15 protein-coding genes are annotated in these 16,669 nt (G+C 67.3%); 6 read left to right on the forward strand and 9 right to left on the reverse strand.

Annotated elements, in window-relative coordinates; genetic code table 11:
- The first annotated feature begins 10 nt into the window (after window positions 1–10).
- The gene (locus tag M8R19_RS04320; protein WP_249917126.1) at window positions 11–1,018 is read left to right on the forward strand and encodes an AraC family transcriptional regulator; all 1,008 of its coding nucleotides are present in this window, start codon (window positions 11–13) and stop codon (window positions 1,016–1,018) included.
- Here M8R19_RS04320 and M8R19_RS04325 read toward each other — a convergent pair.
- The gene (locus tag M8R19_RS04325; protein WP_249917127.1) at window positions 1,015–1,926 is read right to left on the reverse strand and encodes a LysR family transcriptional regulator; all 912 of its coding nucleotides are present in this window, start codon (window positions 1,924–1,926) and stop codon (window positions 1,015–1,017) included. The two genes, M8R19_RS04320 and M8R19_RS04325, sit on opposite strands and share 4 nt — an antisense overlap.
- Window positions 1,927–2,041: 115 nt before the next feature.
- On the opposite strand from M8R19_RS04325, the gene M8R19_RS04330 reads away from it, so the two are divergent.
- Window positions 2,042–3,799 (forward strand): amidohydrolase, encoded by a 1,758-nt coding sequence (locus M8R19_RS04330; protein ID WP_249917128.1) that lies wholly within the window; start codon window positions 2,042–2,044, stop codon window positions 3,797–3,799.
- Window positions 3,800–3,932: 133 nt separating this feature from the next.
- Window positions 3,933–4,676 (forward strand): TorF family putative porin, encoded by a 744-nt coding sequence (locus M8R19_RS04335; protein WP_249917129.1) that lies wholly within the window; start codon window positions 3,933–3,935, stop codon window positions 4,674–4,676.
- Between the two features lie 428 nt (window positions 4,677–5,104).
- On the opposite strand, the gene M8R19_RS04340 is transcribed toward M8R19_RS04335, so the two are convergent.
- The gene (locus tag M8R19_RS04340; RefSeq protein ID WP_074983617.1) at window positions 5,105–6,727 is read right to left on the reverse strand and encodes a methyl-accepting chemotaxis protein; all 1,623 of its coding nucleotides are present in this window, start codon (window positions 6,725–6,727) and stop codon (window positions 5,105–5,107) included.
- A 386-nt stretch (window positions 6,728–7,113) separates the two neighbouring features.
- Between M8R19_RS04340 and M8R19_RS04345 the strand changes: the two genes are divergently transcribed.
- Together M8R19_RS04345 and M8R19_RS04350 are read left to right on the forward strand one after the other, a co-directional pair.
- Window positions 7,114–7,401 (forward strand): colicin Z C-terminal domain-related protein, encoded by a 288-nt coding sequence (locus M8R19_RS04345; RefSeq protein WP_069866230.1) that lies wholly within the window; start codon window positions 7,114–7,116, stop codon window positions 7,399–7,401.
- An 11-nt stretch (window positions 7,402–7,412) separates the two neighbouring features.
- Window positions 7,413–7,787 carry a hypothetical protein gene (locus tag M8R19_RS04350; protein WP_249917130.1) on the forward strand — a complete coding sequence of 125 codons (375 nt, stop codon included), beginning with the start codon at window positions 7,413–7,415 and terminating at the stop codon, window positions 7,785–7,787.
- Window positions 7,788–7,794: 7 nt separating this feature from the next.
- Here the strand turns inward: M8R19_RS04350 and M8R19_RS04355 are convergent, their stop codons facing one another.
- Window positions 7,795–8,367: a DUF4124 domain-containing protein gene (locus tag M8R19_RS04355; RefSeq protein ID WP_074983614.1), complete on the reverse strand. Its 573-nt coding sequence runs from the start codon at window positions 8,365–8,367 to the stop codon at window positions 7,795–7,797.
- A 343-nt stretch (window positions 8,368–8,710) separates the two neighbouring features.
- Here M8R19_RS04355 and M8R19_RS04360 point away from each other — a divergent pair, with 343 nt between their 5' ends.
- The gene (locus M8R19_RS04360; protein WP_249917131.1) at window positions 8,711–9,247 is read left to right on the forward strand and encodes a C40 family peptidase; all 537 of its coding nucleotides are present in this window, start codon (window positions 8,711–8,713) and stop codon (window positions 9,245–9,247) included.
- Between the two features lie 345 nt (window positions 9,248–9,592).
- On the opposite strand, the gene M8R19_RS04365 is transcribed toward M8R19_RS04360, so the two are convergent.
- From M8R19_RS04365 to M8R19_RS04390, 6 genes are all read right to left on the reverse strand, one after another.
- Window positions 9,593–10,651, reverse strand: coding sequence for an OmpA family protein (locus M8R19_RS04365; protein ID WP_249917132.1), 1,059 nt, complete (start codon window positions 10,649–10,651; stop codon window positions 9,593–9,595).
- A gap of 433 nt (window positions 10,652–11,084) precedes the next feature.
- Complete coding sequence (locus tag M8R19_RS04370; RefSeq protein WP_249917133.1) at window positions 11,085–11,255, reverse strand: hypothetical protein; 171 nt, start codon at window positions 11,253–11,255, stop codon at window positions 11,085–11,087.
- 662 nt (window positions 11,256–11,917) lie between these two features.
- Complete coding sequence (locus M8R19_RS04375; RefSeq protein ID WP_249917134.1) at window positions 11,918–13,000, reverse strand: M14 family metallopeptidase; 1,083 nt, start codon at window positions 12,998–13,000, stop codon at window positions 11,918–11,920.
- A gap of 113 nt (window positions 13,001–13,113) precedes the next feature.
- Window positions 13,114–14,382, reverse strand: coding sequence for an MFS transporter (locus M8R19_RS04380; protein WP_249917135.1), 1,269 nt, complete (start codon window positions 14,380–14,382; stop codon window positions 13,114–13,116).
- A gap of 17 nt (window positions 14,383–14,399) precedes the next feature.
- A complete protein-coding gene (locus M8R19_RS04385) occupies window positions 14,400–15,587 on the reverse strand; it encodes a M20 aminoacylase family protein (protein WP_249917136.1) in 1,188 nt (395 codons plus the stop codon).
- A 98-nt stretch (window positions 15,588–15,685) separates the two neighbouring features.
- Complete coding sequence (locus M8R19_RS04390; protein WP_074983600.1) at window positions 15,686–16,594, reverse strand: LysR substrate-binding domain-containing protein; 909 nt, start codon at window positions 16,592–16,594, stop codon at window positions 15,686–15,688.
- Between the last annotated feature and the right edge of the window lie 75 nt (window positions 16,595–16,669).

A 16,669-nucleotide genomic window follows, 5' to 3' on the forward strand; every position in this document is an offset into this window, starting at 1 on the left:
GGAGCCCGCGATGCCCGACCAGCCCCGGCCCAGCCGCCGCAGCGCCCTGAGCGTGCAACTGCTCACCCAGTTCGGCCTCGACCATGGCCTGGCGCTGGAGGACTGCCTGCACGGCAGCGGCCTGGACCTGGCGGTGCTCGCCGACCCGGCCCGCGAGATCGACGCCGCCTGCGAGCTGCAGGTGCTGCGCAACCTGGCGCAACGGCTGCCCGCCGGCAGCGGCCTGCAGACCGGCCTGCGCTACCACCTGAACACCTACGGCATCTGGGGTTTCGCCCTGCTCAGCAGCCCGACCTTCCGCAGCGCCGCCCTGCTCGGCCTGCGCTACCTGGGGCTGACCTACGTGTTCACCCGCCTGGAATTGCTGGAGGACGGCGCCGAGGCCCACCTGCTGCTGGACGACAGCGGCGTGCCGGAGGACGTTCGCGCCTTCGCCTGCGAACGCGACCTGGGCGGCGTGCTGCGCATCCAGCGCGACCTCACCGGGCGCCCGCTGCCGATCCTGCGCGCCGAATTCCGCCGTCCCCGGCCTGCCGACAGCAGCCTGTACCTGGCCGAACTAGGCGTGGAACCGGCGTTCGGCCAGCCCGCCAACCGCATCGTCTTCGCCAGCACCGCCCTCGACCTGCCGCTGCCCGGCGCCAACCCGCAGGTGGCGCGGCACTGCGAGGAAGAGTGCCGCGCACTGCTGGCCCGCCGCCAGGAACTGGGCGGCCTGGCCGGGCGCATCCGCGACCGCCTGCTGCGCACGCCCGGGCGCCTGCCGGACATGGAGCAGGTGGCGGAAGAACTGCACATGACCTCGCGCACCCTGCGCCGTCGCCTGCAGGACGAGGGCAGCAGCTACCGCGCCCTGCTCGACGAGGTGCGCCAGGCCCTGGCCGAGGAACTGCTGGGCACCGGCGCCATCCGCCTGGAAGAGATCGCCGAGCGCCTGGGCTATGGCGAGGTGTCCAACTTCATCCACGCCTTCAAGCGCTGGAAGGGCGTGCCGCCGGGGCGCTTCCGCGGGCGCTAGGCCTCGATGCCCAGTTGGCACAGGGCCTCTTCCAGGTGCTCGATGAAGGCGAGGATCTTGCGCGTGGCGCGCCTGTGGCTGGGGTAGACGGCGAGGATGCGCTGGCCGAAGGCGTCGGGGTCGAAGTGGTAGTCCTCCAGCACGCTGCGCAGGCGCCCGTCGCGCAGGTAGGGCTGGACGCTCCACAGCGGGCAGGGCATCAGGCCCCTGCCCTTCAGGCAGGCGGCCAGCAGCAGTTCGTGATTGTCGCTGCTCAGGCGCCCCTCGCGCAGGATGGAGAAGCGTTCACCGTCGCGCTCCAGCCACCAGCGGGTGTCCAGCGCCGGGTGCCAGTAGGTCAGGCGGTCGTGCTCGGCCAGTTCCAGCGGGTGCAGCGGCTCGCCGCGGCGCGCCAGGTACTCGGGGCTGGCGCAGAGCACCAGGCGGTTCTCCACCAGCGGCCGCACGATCAGCCCCGGCAGGTTGCTGTGGCCCAGGCGCAGGGCCAGGTCGTAGCGGCCATCGAGCAGGTCGACGTAGCTGTCGCTGAGGTCCACCTGCAGGCGCAGTTGCGGGTGCTGGATGAGGAAGTCGGCGCAGACGTCATTGAGGAAGGCCGCGCCGAAGGCCAGCGGCGCGGTGATCCGCAGGCTGCCGCGCAGGCTGTGCTGCAGCTGGCCGATCTCCTCGGCGGTCTCGTGCATGCGCGCCAACACCTCGCGGGCGCTGTCCAGGTACAGCTGCCCGGCCTCGGTCAGGGCCATGCTGCGGGTGGTGCGCTCGAACAGGCGCGCGCCGAGGCTGGCCTCCAGTTGGCCGATGGCCTTGGTCACCGCCGAGGGCGTCTTGCCCAGTTGCTCGGCGGCGCGGCTGAAACTACCGGTCTCGGCGCAGGCGACGAAGAGGGCGAGGCTGCTGAACCTGTCCATATTCTTTCCAGATTTTCACAAGTCTTGTGCCAGTGACTGGCTTTCGGGAAATAGCCCCGGGCCATTAGCCTCTTGCCCAGACCAATAAAAATCAACCACCAAGCAAGGGGGAAGCATGCGAAGGCTCATCAAGGGCGCACTCGCTGTCGCAATCGCACTGGGCACTTTGGAAGCCCACGCACAAACCGCCGACCTGATCCTGTACAACGCCAAGGTCTTCACCGCCGAGCCCGGGCAGCCGCTGCAACAGGCGCTGGCCATCGCCGGCGACAAGGTGCTGAAGGTCGGCAGCGACCAGGAAGTGCGCGCCCTCGCCGACGCCCACAGCCGCCAGGTGGACCTGGGCGGCAAGCTGCTGATGCCCGGTTTCATCGACAGCCACTCGCACGCCATCTTCGGCGGCCTGGAGCTGATCGCCGCGAGCATGGAGGACGAGCAGGTCGGCCTCGACGAACTGGCGCAGCGTTTGCGCGAGGCCCGCGACAACGGCAAGGCCCGGGTCGGCGACATCCTGGTGCTGAACGGCATGCACTCCAGCTACTGGTCCCAGGCCGAGGGGCTGGCGAAGATTTTCAATGCCGGCGAATGGGCGCAGGTGCCCATCGTGCTCATCGGCAGCGACCACCACACCGCCTGGGCCAACGCCGCCATGCTGCGCCGCGCCAGGCTGGACGCGGCGCTGGTGCGCTCGCTGCCGGCCACCGAGCAGCAGAACATCGGCCACGCGCCGGACTTCACCCCCAGCGGCTTCGTCGTCGACTCCGGCTTCGACCGCGTCGCCGCGGCCATGCCCGCCGCCGACCAGCAGACCCTCGACCGCGCCGGCCTGGCCGCCGTGCAATACAACAACAGCCTGGGCATCACAGCCTGGATGGACCCGGCGGCCAACGGCAGCCCGGGCCAGGCGCTGTTCGACATCAAGCCCACGGAACGCACCGTCGGCGTGCTGCCGGTGTACCGCGACCTGGCGCAACAGGGCCGGCTCAGCGCCCACGTCGCCGCGCTGCTGGTGGTCAACCCGAAGAGCCGCCCGGCGGACCTGGCGGTGATCGACAAGGTGCGCCAGCAGTTCCAGGGCATCCCCAACCTGAGCCTGCCGGGCATCAAGGTGTTCGCCGACGGCGTGCTGGAATACCCGGCGCAGTCCGCCGCGCTGCTGGAGAACTACAGCAACCTGCACAAGCCCGGCGAGCTGCTGCTCGACCCGCGGCACTTCGGCGAGCTGGTCAGCGCCGCCGACGCCCGCGGCTGGCTCGTGCACATTCACGCCATCGGCGACCGCGCGGTGCGCGAATCGCTCAACGGCATCGCCCAGGCGCGCAAGGACCGGCAAAGCGGCGTCACCCACTCCATCACCCATCTGCAACTGGTCAACCCCGCGGACTTCCCGCGCTTCAAGCAGTTGGGCGTGATCGCCTCGATGCAGCTGGACTGGGCCACCGCCGAGGACTACACCCTCGACCTGGTCAAGCCCTACATCGCCGACGACGCCTTCCGCTACATGTACCCGGCCAAGTCGCTGCTGGACGCCGGCGCCACCATCGCCGGGGCCAGCGACTGGCCGGTGTCCACCCCCGACCCGCTGAAGGCCATGTACCAGGCGGTGACGCGCCAGGGCCCGAAGGGCGTGCTCAACCCGGAGCAGCGCATCGACCGCCAGGCCATGTTCTACGCGTACACCGCCAATGCCGCGAAGGCCATCGGCCTGGGTGAGAAGATCGGCAGCCTGGCCCCCGGCAAGCAGGCCGACCTGGTTGTGCTCGACCGCGACCTGTTCAGCGTCCCCGACGCCGAACTGGGCGAGGCCAAGGTGCTGCACACCCTGTTCGGCGGCCGCGAGGTCTACCGCGCCGACGGCCAGGAAGCGCTCTGACGCCGTTCGCTCCACTGCCGGGCTGAAGCCCGGCCCTTCCCGCCACCCCTTCCCCTTCGCTTCCCGGCTCGCCGGCGGGAGGGGGCTGCGCGGGCTTTTTCCTGCCCACACAACCACAACAAAGGGTAAGTCCATGAAATACAAAGCACTCGTCCTCGGCGCGGCGCTCGCCTGCGCGCCTTTCACCGCCAGCCACGCGGTGGAGCTGAGCGAGAACTTCTCGGTCGACCTGGAGGCCACCCTGGCCAGCGACTACCGCACCCGCGGCATCTCGCAGACGCAGAACGACCCGGCCATCCAGGCCGCCGCCACCCTGCAGCACAGCAGCGGCCTGTACCTGGGCGTATGGAGTTCCAACGTCGACTTCGGCTACGACCTGAAGACGCGCCAGGAGCTGGACTACTACGCCGGCTGGTACTGGCAGGCCACCGACGCGGTGAGCCTGGACCTGGGCTACATCCAGTACCGCTACCCGAAGGAAGGCCAGTTCAACCAGAGCGAGGTCTACGCCGTCCTCAACGCCTACGGCTTCGAATTGGCCAGCTATTACTCCAAGGACATCACCACCTACTTCGGCAAGGACCAGAGCCAGCTCTACAGCTACGTCGGCTACGGCTTCGAGCTGCCGGCGGGGTTCCAGGCCAAGCTGCGCTACGGCCGCAACGACGCCAAGGACCCGCTGTACCTCGCCGGCGACGGCGGCACCCGCAGCACCTACCACGAATGGGAGGCGCGCCTGGACAGGGAGTTCGCCGGCATCGACTGGTCGCTGAGCTACATCGACACCGACCTGTCGCAGAGCGAATGCTTCAACTGGCAGGGCTTCAAGGACATCTGCACGGCAACCGTGGTGGCGCGGGCGACGAAGCGGTTCTGACGTCGCGGCGGGTCTCGCGCCCCGGTGGCACGAGCGGCCCCCATTCGCGAGCCGTCGTAGGATGGCGTTGAGCGAAGCGATACCCATCACCCCCAACTGCATGGGTTTCGCAAGCTCAACCCATCCTACGAAAAGCACCTCGGCGTAGCCGGCAAGACAATTGCTCCTACAATGTGTGGGGCGCATAACGCCGACGGCGGATAACCGCGAACGGTTATGCGCCCTACGGTGCCCCATTCCATTCCCCTGCGCGCCCCGAGGTGCTCGCTCCTACGAAAAGCCATGCGTCCTGGACGCCGTAGGAGCGGACTCTGTCCGCGATAGCCGGACATCCCGGCGCGATTCGCGGATGAGATCCGCTCCGCCCTGACTCAAACGAAAAGGCCGCACATCCTCGGATGCACGGCCTTTTTTGCTTCCCCCGGCTCTCACCGGGCCGAGGCGGCCTCGCGCCGGCCTGGGCTGCGCAGCGCCGGCGTCTCGCTCAACGGCATGCTCTCGGGCCGGTAGCCCAGGCGCAAGCCGCCCCAATGGCGGCCGTTGACGAAGATCGGCACCGACAGGTCGTGCATCTGCTCGCCGGTGTCACGGCAGTAGGTCTGCAACAGCAGCGCCTGCTGGTGGCTGCCGCAGCGGATCCCGGTGCGGTCGTCGAACAGGCGCTTGCTGCGGCTCTTCAGGCGGTCCACCTCGGGGTCGCCGGTCGGTGCCTGTGCGAAGGCGCGGTTGTGCGTCGGCACGTAGCCCTCGGCGGTGCAGGCGATGGCGAACACCAGGCCCTCGTGGCGCTGCAGCAGGTCTTCCTGGATCTTCGGCAGCACCTCGTCGGTGTAGCGGTCGAAGCGCGTGCTGTACTTCTGCGGCTCGGTGCCCGGGATCGGCTGGTAGTGGCGGTCGAACAGGTCCTCGGCGGAAATCCGCCCGTCCTCCAGGTCGGCGGCGAAGCGCGCGCCTATGCTCGATGCACCTTCGCGGGCCAGGTCGTAGACGCGCTGGTGGTAATCGTCCAGGCCCACTTCGGCCAGGCGCTCGCTGATGGCCTCGGCCTGGGCCTCCAGGTGCACGGCGGCGTCGGCCAGGCGGTGGGTCTGCTCGTCGCTGACGCGGATGTCGGCGCGCATGCGCTCCACCGCGGCGAACAGGTTGTCCAGTTGGTGGCGGTTGATCTCCGCGCCTTCGGCGATCTCGGTGATCTGCCGCTCGACGCCAGCGGCCAGCCCGGCGATGCCTTCCAGCTGCCCGCCGGTGCGCTCCACCTGGGCCACGCCTTCGTCGAGGTCGGCGGCCAACTGGAGGATCTGCTCGGCGACCTGGGCGGTGCGCTGCTGGATGTCCTCGACCATCTGCCCCACCTCCTCGGTGGCCTCGGCGGTACGCGCAGCCAGCCCGCGCACCTCGTCGGCGACCACCGCGAAGCCGCGGCCGTGCTCGCCGGCGCGGGCCGCCTCGATGGCGGCGTTGAGGGCCAGCAGGTTGGTCTGGCTGGCGATCGACTGGATCACCTGGGTGACGCGCTGGATGTCCTCGCTGCGCTGGCTCAGCGCCTCGATCAGCGCGCGGCTTTCACCGGCGCGGCCGCTGAGCTGGTGCATGCGGGCGATGGCCTGCTGCAGCTCGCTGCGCCCGACATCGCTGCCGGCGCGGGCCTGGGTGGCGGCGTCCATGGCCTGGCGCGCCAGGGAAGAGGTGGCGCGCTCGGTGTGAATCATCACCTCGGCGCTGCCGACGATCTGCTCGGCCGCCGCCAGTTGCGACTCCAGGCGCTCCACCAGGCGCTGCACCGAGTAGGACACGCCGGCGGCGGACAGCGCATTGTGGCTGGTGCTGTGCGACAGGTCGCGGGTCAGCGCGGCCAGCTCCGGCGCGGCGGCGGATACGCCGGGCAGGCTGCGCCGCTGGCCGACGAACCAGGGCAGCCAGAGCAACGCGAAACCGAGCAGCAGGCACAGCGACAGCGGCCAGCCGCCCAGCGACTGGGCGATGAACAGCGCGAGAAGGCCGGTGGTCTGCAGGGAAAGAACGAGGAAGATACGCGAACGCGTCGGGTCCATGAGGGCACCTCTCCAGCCATCGCCCGCCCCGTGGAACACCCGGGTTGGCGCAGGCCCTGAATTATTGTTGTCAGGGCCATTAGGCGACCATTTGCCGGCCGCGGCTATCGTCCCTTAGTCGGTAGTGTGGCCGTCATTGCGAGGCGGTGCACTGTTGCGATTCGATCCACAGCCTTACCGAGCCCCTGAGCACAGGACACTGCCGACCAAGGAAGTGGAGAGCCGGCGGAGGAATTAGCGTTCCCGACAGCAATTCCTACAGCGCCTAGTCCCCGGCCATCCGAGATAAAAAGCGAATAATCGGATGCAATGCTGCAAGGCATGACAAAAGCAAACGACATGTCATTTTCGGCTCCTTGGCTTCAGAACAGCAAAAGGAGACGTCCATGAACCAATTGGAAGGCTGGGCTCCGCCGGCGCGGGCCTGGGGACCCTGGATAGTCATCGGCGAACAGATGGGGGGCCCACTCTCTTACAAAGTCGAATTCGAAACTATTTCAGGCAGTTCGACCTTCGACGCCGAGATTCGCTATTTCCAGGGAGGCACTGAAATGAGCGATATCGTCGTTGGCCCGGGAACACACAATTTCACCAGCGGCATCTGCGTCTGTGTATCTCGGATCAGGTTCAGAAGCCACAGCATCGGGCAAGTGATTGCCATTACCGTTCGTTAGGGAATACCGAGATGAAAAAGACCATCCTGCTTTCCGCAATGTTTCTGGTTGCGGCCTGCGCCAGCACAGCTGAAGAAGGGGTTCTGTTCAGTGTCGAGAATCGCAGCTATCTGCTGACACGAGAATGCGTCAAACGCTCCGAGGTATCACACGACCTTGAGCGGCATGCCTATGTACAGGTCGAACTGACCGATCCTTGTGCAACTTCACTGGCCGGTTTCCTGAATGCAGAGCGAGGTGCCCTGCTTTCCGTTTCGGTCAAAGGGCAATATCTGTCGAGATCATTGCCGATCCTTGGCGAGTTTCAGGCCAGAAGCCTGAGAATCTCCAGTCCGGATACAAAGCTGGCAATCGAGGTCGAGCGCTTGCTGTCTCCACCTCGATAAACCCGACTTATTGAGATGAACCGGACTGGTAGCTGTTCACCACGCAGCCATTGGCGTCGTAGTTGATGCTGAAGAAGTTCAGGTACTTGTCGTTCCAGTAGGTGCTGCTGCCGGCGCCGTGGGCGCTGGCCTGCTTGCTCGGGGTGCCGAACATGCTCTCGATTTCCTTGCGGCTCATGCCCGGGACGATCTCCTTGCGCACCATGGCGGTCCGCAGGTCGCGCTCGGAAAGCCCGGTGGAGCAGCCCGGCCGCTCCTCCGAGCCGCCCACCACGGTCACCCGCGTGCCGCCGGCCGGCGCCGGGGCCGGGGCCGCCGGCTGCTGCGCCGGATAGGCCCCCGCCGGGGCGTAATCCGTAGCCGGCGCCTGAAGCGCCGGCTGCGCCATCACCGCCCCCTCGCCGCCGCCACTGGGCCGGCGGTTCTCCACGTTCAGCTCGACGCCGGCGTTGCCGCCGTTGGGGCAGGCCTGCTTGGTGAAAGTCACCTTGCCCTGCGCATCGACGCATTTGTAGATCGTATCCGCCTGCGCCCAGGCGGCGCAGAACAGCAGCGGAACAGCAACGAGAACACCCTTCATACAGCCTCCCTGGCTGATCAATGGCAGATTGACACCTCAGACCGCCGCGCCGGCGAAAGTTCCAAGGCCGATACACGAAATCCTAACCGCATCGCCAGGAATAACCCACGCCCGGGGGCTCCGTGCTTTCTGCCAGCGTCCCTTCACCGATCCCGCACCTGCCCCGCCGCCACGGCCTGCCCTGGCCGGCACGAATACTGGAGAGCCCCAGCAGCTACCAGGGAAGTAGCGGCCAGCCCTGCATCACCCATGCCTCCCTCGTCCGCGCGGACCAGGACCCGGTGCAGGCTTGCCAGCAGAAGGATTGCGCCACGACTCAACCTTCACCCCGTAATGTTCCGAAATGCGTGCTCTTCATTGGTTTATCGCTCTTTTACTTCTCGTGCTGATCGTTCCCCTCGCCCACGCCGATGACCTCGGTATCCCGCAGTGGCGCCGCTACGCGCCCGCATCGGCCCAGCAGGCACCGACGGGCCAGCCCGGCGCCGTCAATCCGGACACGCGCCAGCTCATCGTCGCCCGCGCGCACCAGCTCGTCGGCCAGCGCTACCGCTGGGGCGGCGAATCGGAGGAAACCGGGTTCGATTGCAGCGGCCTGCTGGTCTACCTGTATCGCAGCGTCGCCGACCTGCGCCTGCCACGCACCACCCGGTCGATGGTTGCGCGGCGCGACGCGACTATCGCCCGCCATGAACTACAGCCTGGCGACGCCGTGTTCTTCAGCCACAACGGCAGCGATAGAGCCAGCCACGTCGGCCTCTACATCGGCGACAACCGCTTCATTCACGCCCCCAGCACGTGCAAGAAGATCCGCATCGACTCCCTCGCCTCCCCCTACTGGAAGCGTGCCTACGTCACCGCGCGCAATTTCAGCGGCTGATGGAATCGGCGCCATCGGGAATATCACCGCCCCGGTGCGGGCGTAGACGCAGTGAAACCAACGAAATAGCGCCGGGAGCGCCCGCGGAGCCGAGGGTGCAGGCCTGGGTTGCCGATCTTCTACGGAGGCCCAACCGAGCCCCAGCCGGCGTGGCGGGATGCGCTTGGCGATGGAAAGGCGTTTGCCTGCGTTGAGGGCTGGTATCGGGGGTTTGCTGCTGGATCACCGTCCAGGGCCATCGAGGCCCTGGACGGTGAAGGTCCCGATCCAGTGAGTGGAAAGGCTGCTCCGCTTGAGTGAACGGCATTGCAGCCTAGATCGGGCTGACTCGTCAGCTCCGGTCGATCACTGCTTGGCCTGGGCTTCCACTTCGGCTTCCACGCGACGGTTGACGGCGCGGCCTTCGGCGGTGCCGTTGTCAGCGACCGGACGGCTCTCACCATAACCCACGGCGCTCACGCGGCCGCCTTCCACGCCGTACTCGTTGACCAGCACGTCACGAACGGCGTTGGCACGACGCTCGGACAGCCTCTGGTTGTAGGCGTCGGTGCCGACGGAGTCGGTGTGGCCTTCAACGGTGGTGGAGGTGGACGGGTACTGCTTCATGAAGTCGGCCAGGTTCCTGATGTCCGCGTAGCTGTTCTGCTTGACCCTGGACTTGTCGAAGTCGAACTTGACGTCCAGCTGGACGCGCACGGCCTCGGCCACGACCGGGCAGCCGCTGGCGTCGACGGTGACGTTGGCCGGGGTGTTCGGGCACTTGTCGACGTTGTCGCAGACGCCGTCGTGGTCTTCGTCGGAGCAGACTTCAGCGACCGGTTCCGGAGCCGGGGCCGGCTTGGAACCGCCGCCGAAGTTCAGGCCGACGCCGACGCCGGCCATCCACTCGCCCTGGTGGCCGCTTTCACGCCTTTCCATGCCGTACTGGCCGTCGAGGCCGGCCCTGGCATAGAAGTTCTCGGTGAAGTAGTACTTCAGGCCGGCGCCGATGTTGGCCATGGTCAGGTTGCGGCGGCGTCCGTCTCCGCTGTTGACGTCGGTCAGGCTCTGGTGGCCGATGCCGGCGGAGAGGTACGGGCGCAGGCCCGCGCCGGGAGCGCCGAAGTGGTAGATGGCGTCCAGCGAGGCCAGGCTGCCACGCACCTTGGCATTGCCGCTCGAGGAGGTGCCGCGGAGGTCGTGGTATTCACCGTAGGACAGCGCCAGCTCGACGTCGTCGGTCAGGAAGTAGCCGAGGGAGCCGCCGTACAGGTCGCCGTTCTGCATGTTGCGATTGCTGTCGGTGAAGTAGCGCTTGCCGAAAGCCTCGACCTCGACCGAATTCCGGCCTTGGGCGAAGCCATCCATGGCAGACAAGGCGACCATGGCACCCACAACGACGCCTAAGGTGTTTCTCAATTTCATTCACGCGATCCTTTCAATAAATACAGGGCACAGGTTCAAGCAACAGCCGAAGACCCACACCAGATGAACGAGTGTGAATCTTTCATCCACGACAGGGGCGAAGTTCCATTTCCTGGAGTCTTTTTCTCGAAATATCCACGAGGCAAGACCGGCGCTATTCAACTTGTTTCAAGCCAAGCAAATGCTATCGGCAGGTCCCGAACCGGTTCCGGGCAGCCAGGATGGTATCCAGGTGAACTCCGGCAACACCATGCGACGCCGTCTGAATTCTTCGCTCCACGATTCCGCCAAGTACGACCACCCCAGGCTGCGGACAGAAGTAGCGGCCAACCCTCCTTGCCACTACATACCGCGATCATCTTGAACCCGGCCCCCAACAGCCCTGACTGGAAGAACACGGATTATCTTCCAGGCCTATCAGCGGACATTGACTTCAGAAAGCGCGCAGGAAGTGCATCGACCCAGTAGCGGCGGCCATCAAGCCGATCCCGATATCACCGCCAGCGTAGGCGCATGGAACGGCCTTTTCCGAGGCGGCCATCCCGCAGGCTGCGCGATCCCGGCATATCGAATTGACGAAAAGCAAGGCGCCGATCCAGGCCATTTTAGAACTCGTCAGATACCTGCCCCGAAGGCCGCGCCCTACTCTTCTCAGCGCAAGACGACGCAACTTCTTCTAAACAGATCAGCGCTGAATTTCTCCTTCGGAAATCCACCGGAGAACTGTTTCTCAAGCGCCGAAAGCGACCCCGAAGACTCATGTCGCCCGCCCCGCGGGCATTGGCACTTTTAGAGACGCTTGTGGGTTCGCGCCTGCTGCAGGATGCGGGAAGAGGGTTGACCCTGTAACTATCTGACTATCCGTACCTAAATGAAAAATCTGATCGATAGCAAAATAAATTTCTCGGTCGTGACCGAAGACTCCCTCATACAGGCATATACCCTGGATGCAAGCCAGGCCGCGCCTGAACAAGTCCTGATGAGCAAGCCTGGCAACCTGTACCTATTGCAGGAGCCCCAGCATGCTTCCCTGAGCGATGCGCTGGTTGCCGAACGCTCCGGAGAAGACCTGCTGTTGGCTTTCCGATCCCAGGAGCAGGCCCGCCCGGCGCTGAAGTTCAAACCCCGAGAATGGGTGCCCGGCAGAACGACAAGAAACTCAGCGTCTATGTGCCTTACGAAACCATCCAGAAGGAGTGGCGATTCTTCATGGAACGCCGCAACCGCAACGATTCCTGAGCGATCGCCAAACCGGCCCCTTCGAAGCTACGCCTCGCACAGGCCCCGGAGCGCCAGCCAGGCCGCCTCGCAGGCCTGCTCCAGCACCTGGCGTTTCCAGTCGTCAGCATCCACGTAGAAGGCATCACGCAACTGCTGCTTGATGCGCCCGGCCTTGTGCGCCGGCACCTGCGGCGAGCGGGCCAGCCACTGGTCGGCGCGCAGCGCGTCCAGCACCTGCAATCCCGGCAGGGTGCCGAATTCCAGGGTCATGGAGGTCAGCCGTGCCTGGGGGCATTCCTGCAGCGCGGCGTGCACCATCTTGCCGTTGAGCCTCACCGACACACTGTTGCCCTCCTCCGCCGAACGCACCGACTCGCCCCACCAGGCGCGGGAGCGGGCCAGCGACGCCGCGGTGTTTTCGCCGGAGTGGATGCGCTCGCCGTGCCCGCGGGGGCCGAGGCCGGTATGCAGGTCGATCCAGCCCAGCTCGCGGCAGCGCCGGCCCTGTTGGCGCAGCACCTGGCGCACCTTGCCGTTGCTCCAGGTGGGTTCGGCGCCGACATAGAAGAGCCCGTGCGGATGGCTGCTCTGGCCGCAGGAAACGGCCTGTTGCAGGTGCCGGCGGCCATGGCGCAGGACCTGCAGCAGCAAGCGCGCACGGCTCAACCGCGACGGCCAGCGGCGTGGCACCAGCAGCGGATCGAGACGGGCGTAGGCCGGGTTCTCCGGCAGGGGCGTGGAAAAGTCCAGGAAGTTGCGGTTGAGGTCGACGTTCTCGTGGGTCCAGCGCCGCCACCAGGAGAAGCCGTAGGGATTGACCGCGTGGAGGTAGAGCACGGCACAGCCGCTCTCGTGCACGCGGGCCCGCCAATGCGGGTCGCGCAGCATCGCGGTCTGCACGGCGGAACCGCAGAAGCCTTCGACGCCGTGACAGCCGCTGCTGATGATCAGCAATCGGCTGGCGTCCTCCGGGCCGTCGCGGGCCACGTCGAGGGCCAGCGGCTCGCCGTCGCGCCCGGGCAGCGGGTGGTCATGGGATTCGACGGCCAGGCCGGCGGCGGCACAGGCCGCGAGGAACTTGCCACGCGCCTCGGCGTAGCTCTGGGAGAAGCAGGCGGACGGGTTCATCGTCTCTCCGGGATGAGCGCAGCCGGAACGCGGGCCGCCGGGCCCGCGCCCGGAAGGCGCGAAAGGGATGGGATCAGGGGGTCGGCGGCCGGCTCATGGGCGGCCGCCGCGGCTCATGCCGTGGCGGGCAGGTCCGTGGCGGCGCTGCCGTGCAGCGCCTGGCGGGTGCGCTCGGGGGCGATCAGGCGCAGGCCGAGCAGCGCGCAGAGGATCACCGCGGCGCCGATCAGGCCCAGGCCCAGCTCGAAGCCCTGGGCGATGTTGCCGCCCTTGTACTCCACCAGTTGGCCGATCAGCCAGGGCGCGAGCATGCCCGCGCTGGTCAGGCCGCCGATGTGGATGGCCAGCATGGAGCCGCGCTGCGCCGGCGGCGCGATGTGCGCCACTATGGTGTTGCAGAAGGTCGGCAGCAGGTTGATCAGCACGCAGCCGGCCAGGTACAGGCCGATCACCGCCGGCAGGTTGCCGTGGAAACCGCCGAGGCCGACGAAAGCCGCGCCGGCGAGGATCGCGCAGACCACCGGCAGGCGCACCAGCGCGGTCTGCACCGGCACGCCGCGCTTGAGCAGGCGCTGCGACCAGGCCGAAACGCCGAGGTTGAACACGATCACGCCGAGGGTCGCCGCCATCACCGTGTAGCCCGATTGCAGCGGCGTCATGCCCAGGCCCTTCTGCAGGTACACCGGCACCCAGCTGTAGACCAGCGCGTTGGGCAGGTAGCCGAGGAAGCCCAGCAGGGTGATCCAGAGGAAGGTGCGGTTGAGCAGCAGGCGCCGGTACGGCAGGCGCTGGCCGCTTTCTTCGCCGTCCACTTCGGCGTGGCTGCCCTCGCGGCCGAAGGCCAGCCAGGCGAGCATCCACAGCAGGCCGATGAGCGCCAGCGCCAGGTAGGCCATGCGCCAGCCCAGGTGCTGGATGGCCAGCGGCAGGGTCAGCGCGCCGAGCACCGCGCCGAGCATGATCGACACCTGGATCAGCGACGCGGGCAGCACCCGCTCGCGCGGGCCGAACCACTTGAACACCGCGTGCTGGGTCACCGCCGTGCCCGGCCCGGTGCCGGCGCCCAGCAGCAGGCGGCTGGCCACCAGCGCGGCGAAGCCGCTGCTGAAGCTGACCAGCAGCTGCGCCAGCATCCACACCAGCGACATGCCGAAGAGGATCCAGCGGGTCGGGAAGCGGTTGGCGAGGAAGCCCACCAGCACCCCGGAGACCGAGTAGAGGAAGAAGAAGGCGCTGCCGATGAAACCGAACTCACTCGGCGTCAGCTTCAACTCGTCGATGATCTGCGCCCCGGCGAAGGCGAAGATGGTCTTGTCCATCACGCTGATGACCATCACCAGCATCAGCAGGACCAGCACCAGGGTACGGCGTGCGTTGCGCATCGTTGCTCCATTGGCCATCAGGCGGCCAGGTAGGTCTCGACCAGGCGCACCCAGAGGCTGGCGCCGAAGGGGATGGCCGCGTCGTTGAAGTCGTAGCCGGGGTTGTGCACCATGCAGCCACTCGGCCCGCTCTGGCCGTTGCCCAGGGCGATGTAGCAGCCCGGCCGGCGTTCGAGCATCCAGGCGAAATCCTCGCTGCCGAGAAAGCCCGCCGGCGGCTCGGACAGCAGCCGCTGCGGGCCCACCAGTTCGCTCGCCACCTGGCGCAGCAGGCGCGTTTCGGCCGGGGTGTTGACCAGCACCGGCACCAGCTCCTCGTAGTCCAGTTGCGCCTGGATGCCATGTACCGCGGCCACCCCCTGGGTGACTTCGGCGATGCGCCGCTTCAGCAGCTGGCGCACGTCCGGGCGGGTGGCGCGGACGCTCAGGCGCAGTTCGGCCCGGTCGGGAATCACGTTGGCCGCCTCGCCGGCATGGATGGCGCCGACGGTGATCACCGCGACCTCGCTGGCGGGCACGTTGCGCGAGACGATGCTCTGCAGCGCCAGCACCAGTTCGGCGGCGGCCACCACCGGGTCCTTCGCCGCATGCGGCATGGCGCCGTGGCCACCGACGCCGAGCAGGCGGATGGTGGCGCGGTCGCTGGAGGCGGTGAGCGGCCCCTCGCGGGTCAGGAAGCAGCCCACCGGCAGGCCCGGCGCGTTGTGCAGGGCGTACACGGCATCGCAGGGGAAGCGCTCGAAGAGGCCGTCCTCCATCATCGCCACGGCGCCGCCGAGGGTCTCCTCGGCGGGCTGGAAGATCAGATTCAGGGTGCCGTCGAAGGCGCGCGTCTGCGCCAGGTAGCGCGCCGCGCAGAGCAGGATGGCGGTGTGCCCGTCATGCCCGCAGGCGTGCATCTTGCCGGGCTCCCGGCTGCGGTAGGGCACGCCGCTGGCTTCCTCGATGGGCAGCGCGTCCATGTCGGCGCGGATGCCGATGCTGCGCGGGCCCTGGCCCAGGCGCAGCACGCCGACCACGCCGGTGCCGCCGACGCCCTCGTGCACCGCATAGCCCCACTGGCGCAGGTAGCCGGCCACCAGTTCGGCGGTGCGCCGTTCCTCGAAGCCCAGCTCGGGGTGCTGGTGGATCTGCCGGCGGATGGCGGCGAACTCATCCTGCCAGTGCTGGATGCGCGCAAGCGGCTCGGGGCTGGCCTGGATCATGGCCCTGGTCCTTGTTGTAATGACGACGGCCGGCAGCATGCCTCAGCCATGGCGGGCTGAATAATGACCTCTGCACATGCTTATCCAGGCTGGTTATGTCAGCCGGCGGGCTTTTGCAGATGCGGGCCCTTGAAGGCGTAGACCAGCTCGTCGACCAGCATCTGCGCCTCGCGGGTCATCAGCTCGGGCGGCCGCGAGACCAGCGAGATATCGGTGCCCGGCACGCGCTCGGCGATGTTCAGCGGCTCCAGGGTGCTGGAGACCACCGGCAGGTCGAACACCCGCCGCGACCAGAAGCTCACCGCGTCGGTGTTGGCCGCCAGCTCCGCGTAGAGCACCACCGAGGCGCACTCGATGATGCGCTGCGGCGGCTCCACCCGGTGCTCGCGGAACATCTCCCCGGCCAGGGAAACGTCGAGGGAATCGGGGATCAGCCACTCCTGGTCGAGCAGCTCGTGCAGCGACCCGGCCGCGCGCAGCGGATGGCCCTTGCGCACCGCCAGGGTGGTGGGCTGGGCGTATAGTTCCTGCCAGAGGAAGCCGTCGATGTTGCGCGAGGCCGGCTGCGAGGTCAGCGCCAGGTCCAGCTGGCCTTCGCGCAGGCCCTCCAGCAGCTTGGCCGGGCGCAGTTCGTTGATCTGCAATTGCACCTTGGGGAAACGCTTGCGGTAGCGCAGCAGGCAGTTGGCGAACTGCTGGCTGGGCGTGACCGGCGACACGCCGATGGCCACGCGGCCGTCCATGGCGCCCTTGAGCGTCTCGATCTCGTCGCGCGCGCGGCGCACCTCCTCCACCACCAGCCGCGCCCGGCGCACCAGGCGCTCGCCATATTCGGTGGCGGTGATGCCACGGTTGGAGCGCAGCAGCAGGGGCACGCCCAGCTCGGCTTCGAGTTCCTTGATGCTCTTGGACAGCGCCGGCTGCGAGATATGCAGCAGGCGCGAGGCTTCCTGGATGCTGCCACTCTCGCAGATGGCGACCATGGCGCGCAGTTGATGCAACTTCATGATGGGGCTACGACCGCTCTATTCGACTTGTACCGCGCAAGGTAAAGCAAAAATCGCGTGGGCAGGCAGCGGCCA

This window comes from Pseudomonas sp. R3.Fl (assembly GCF_023516765.1).
Taxonomy (GTDB): domain Bacteria; phylum Pseudomonadota; class Gammaproteobacteria; order Pseudomonadales; family Pseudomonadaceae; genus Pseudomonas; species Pseudomonas citronellolis.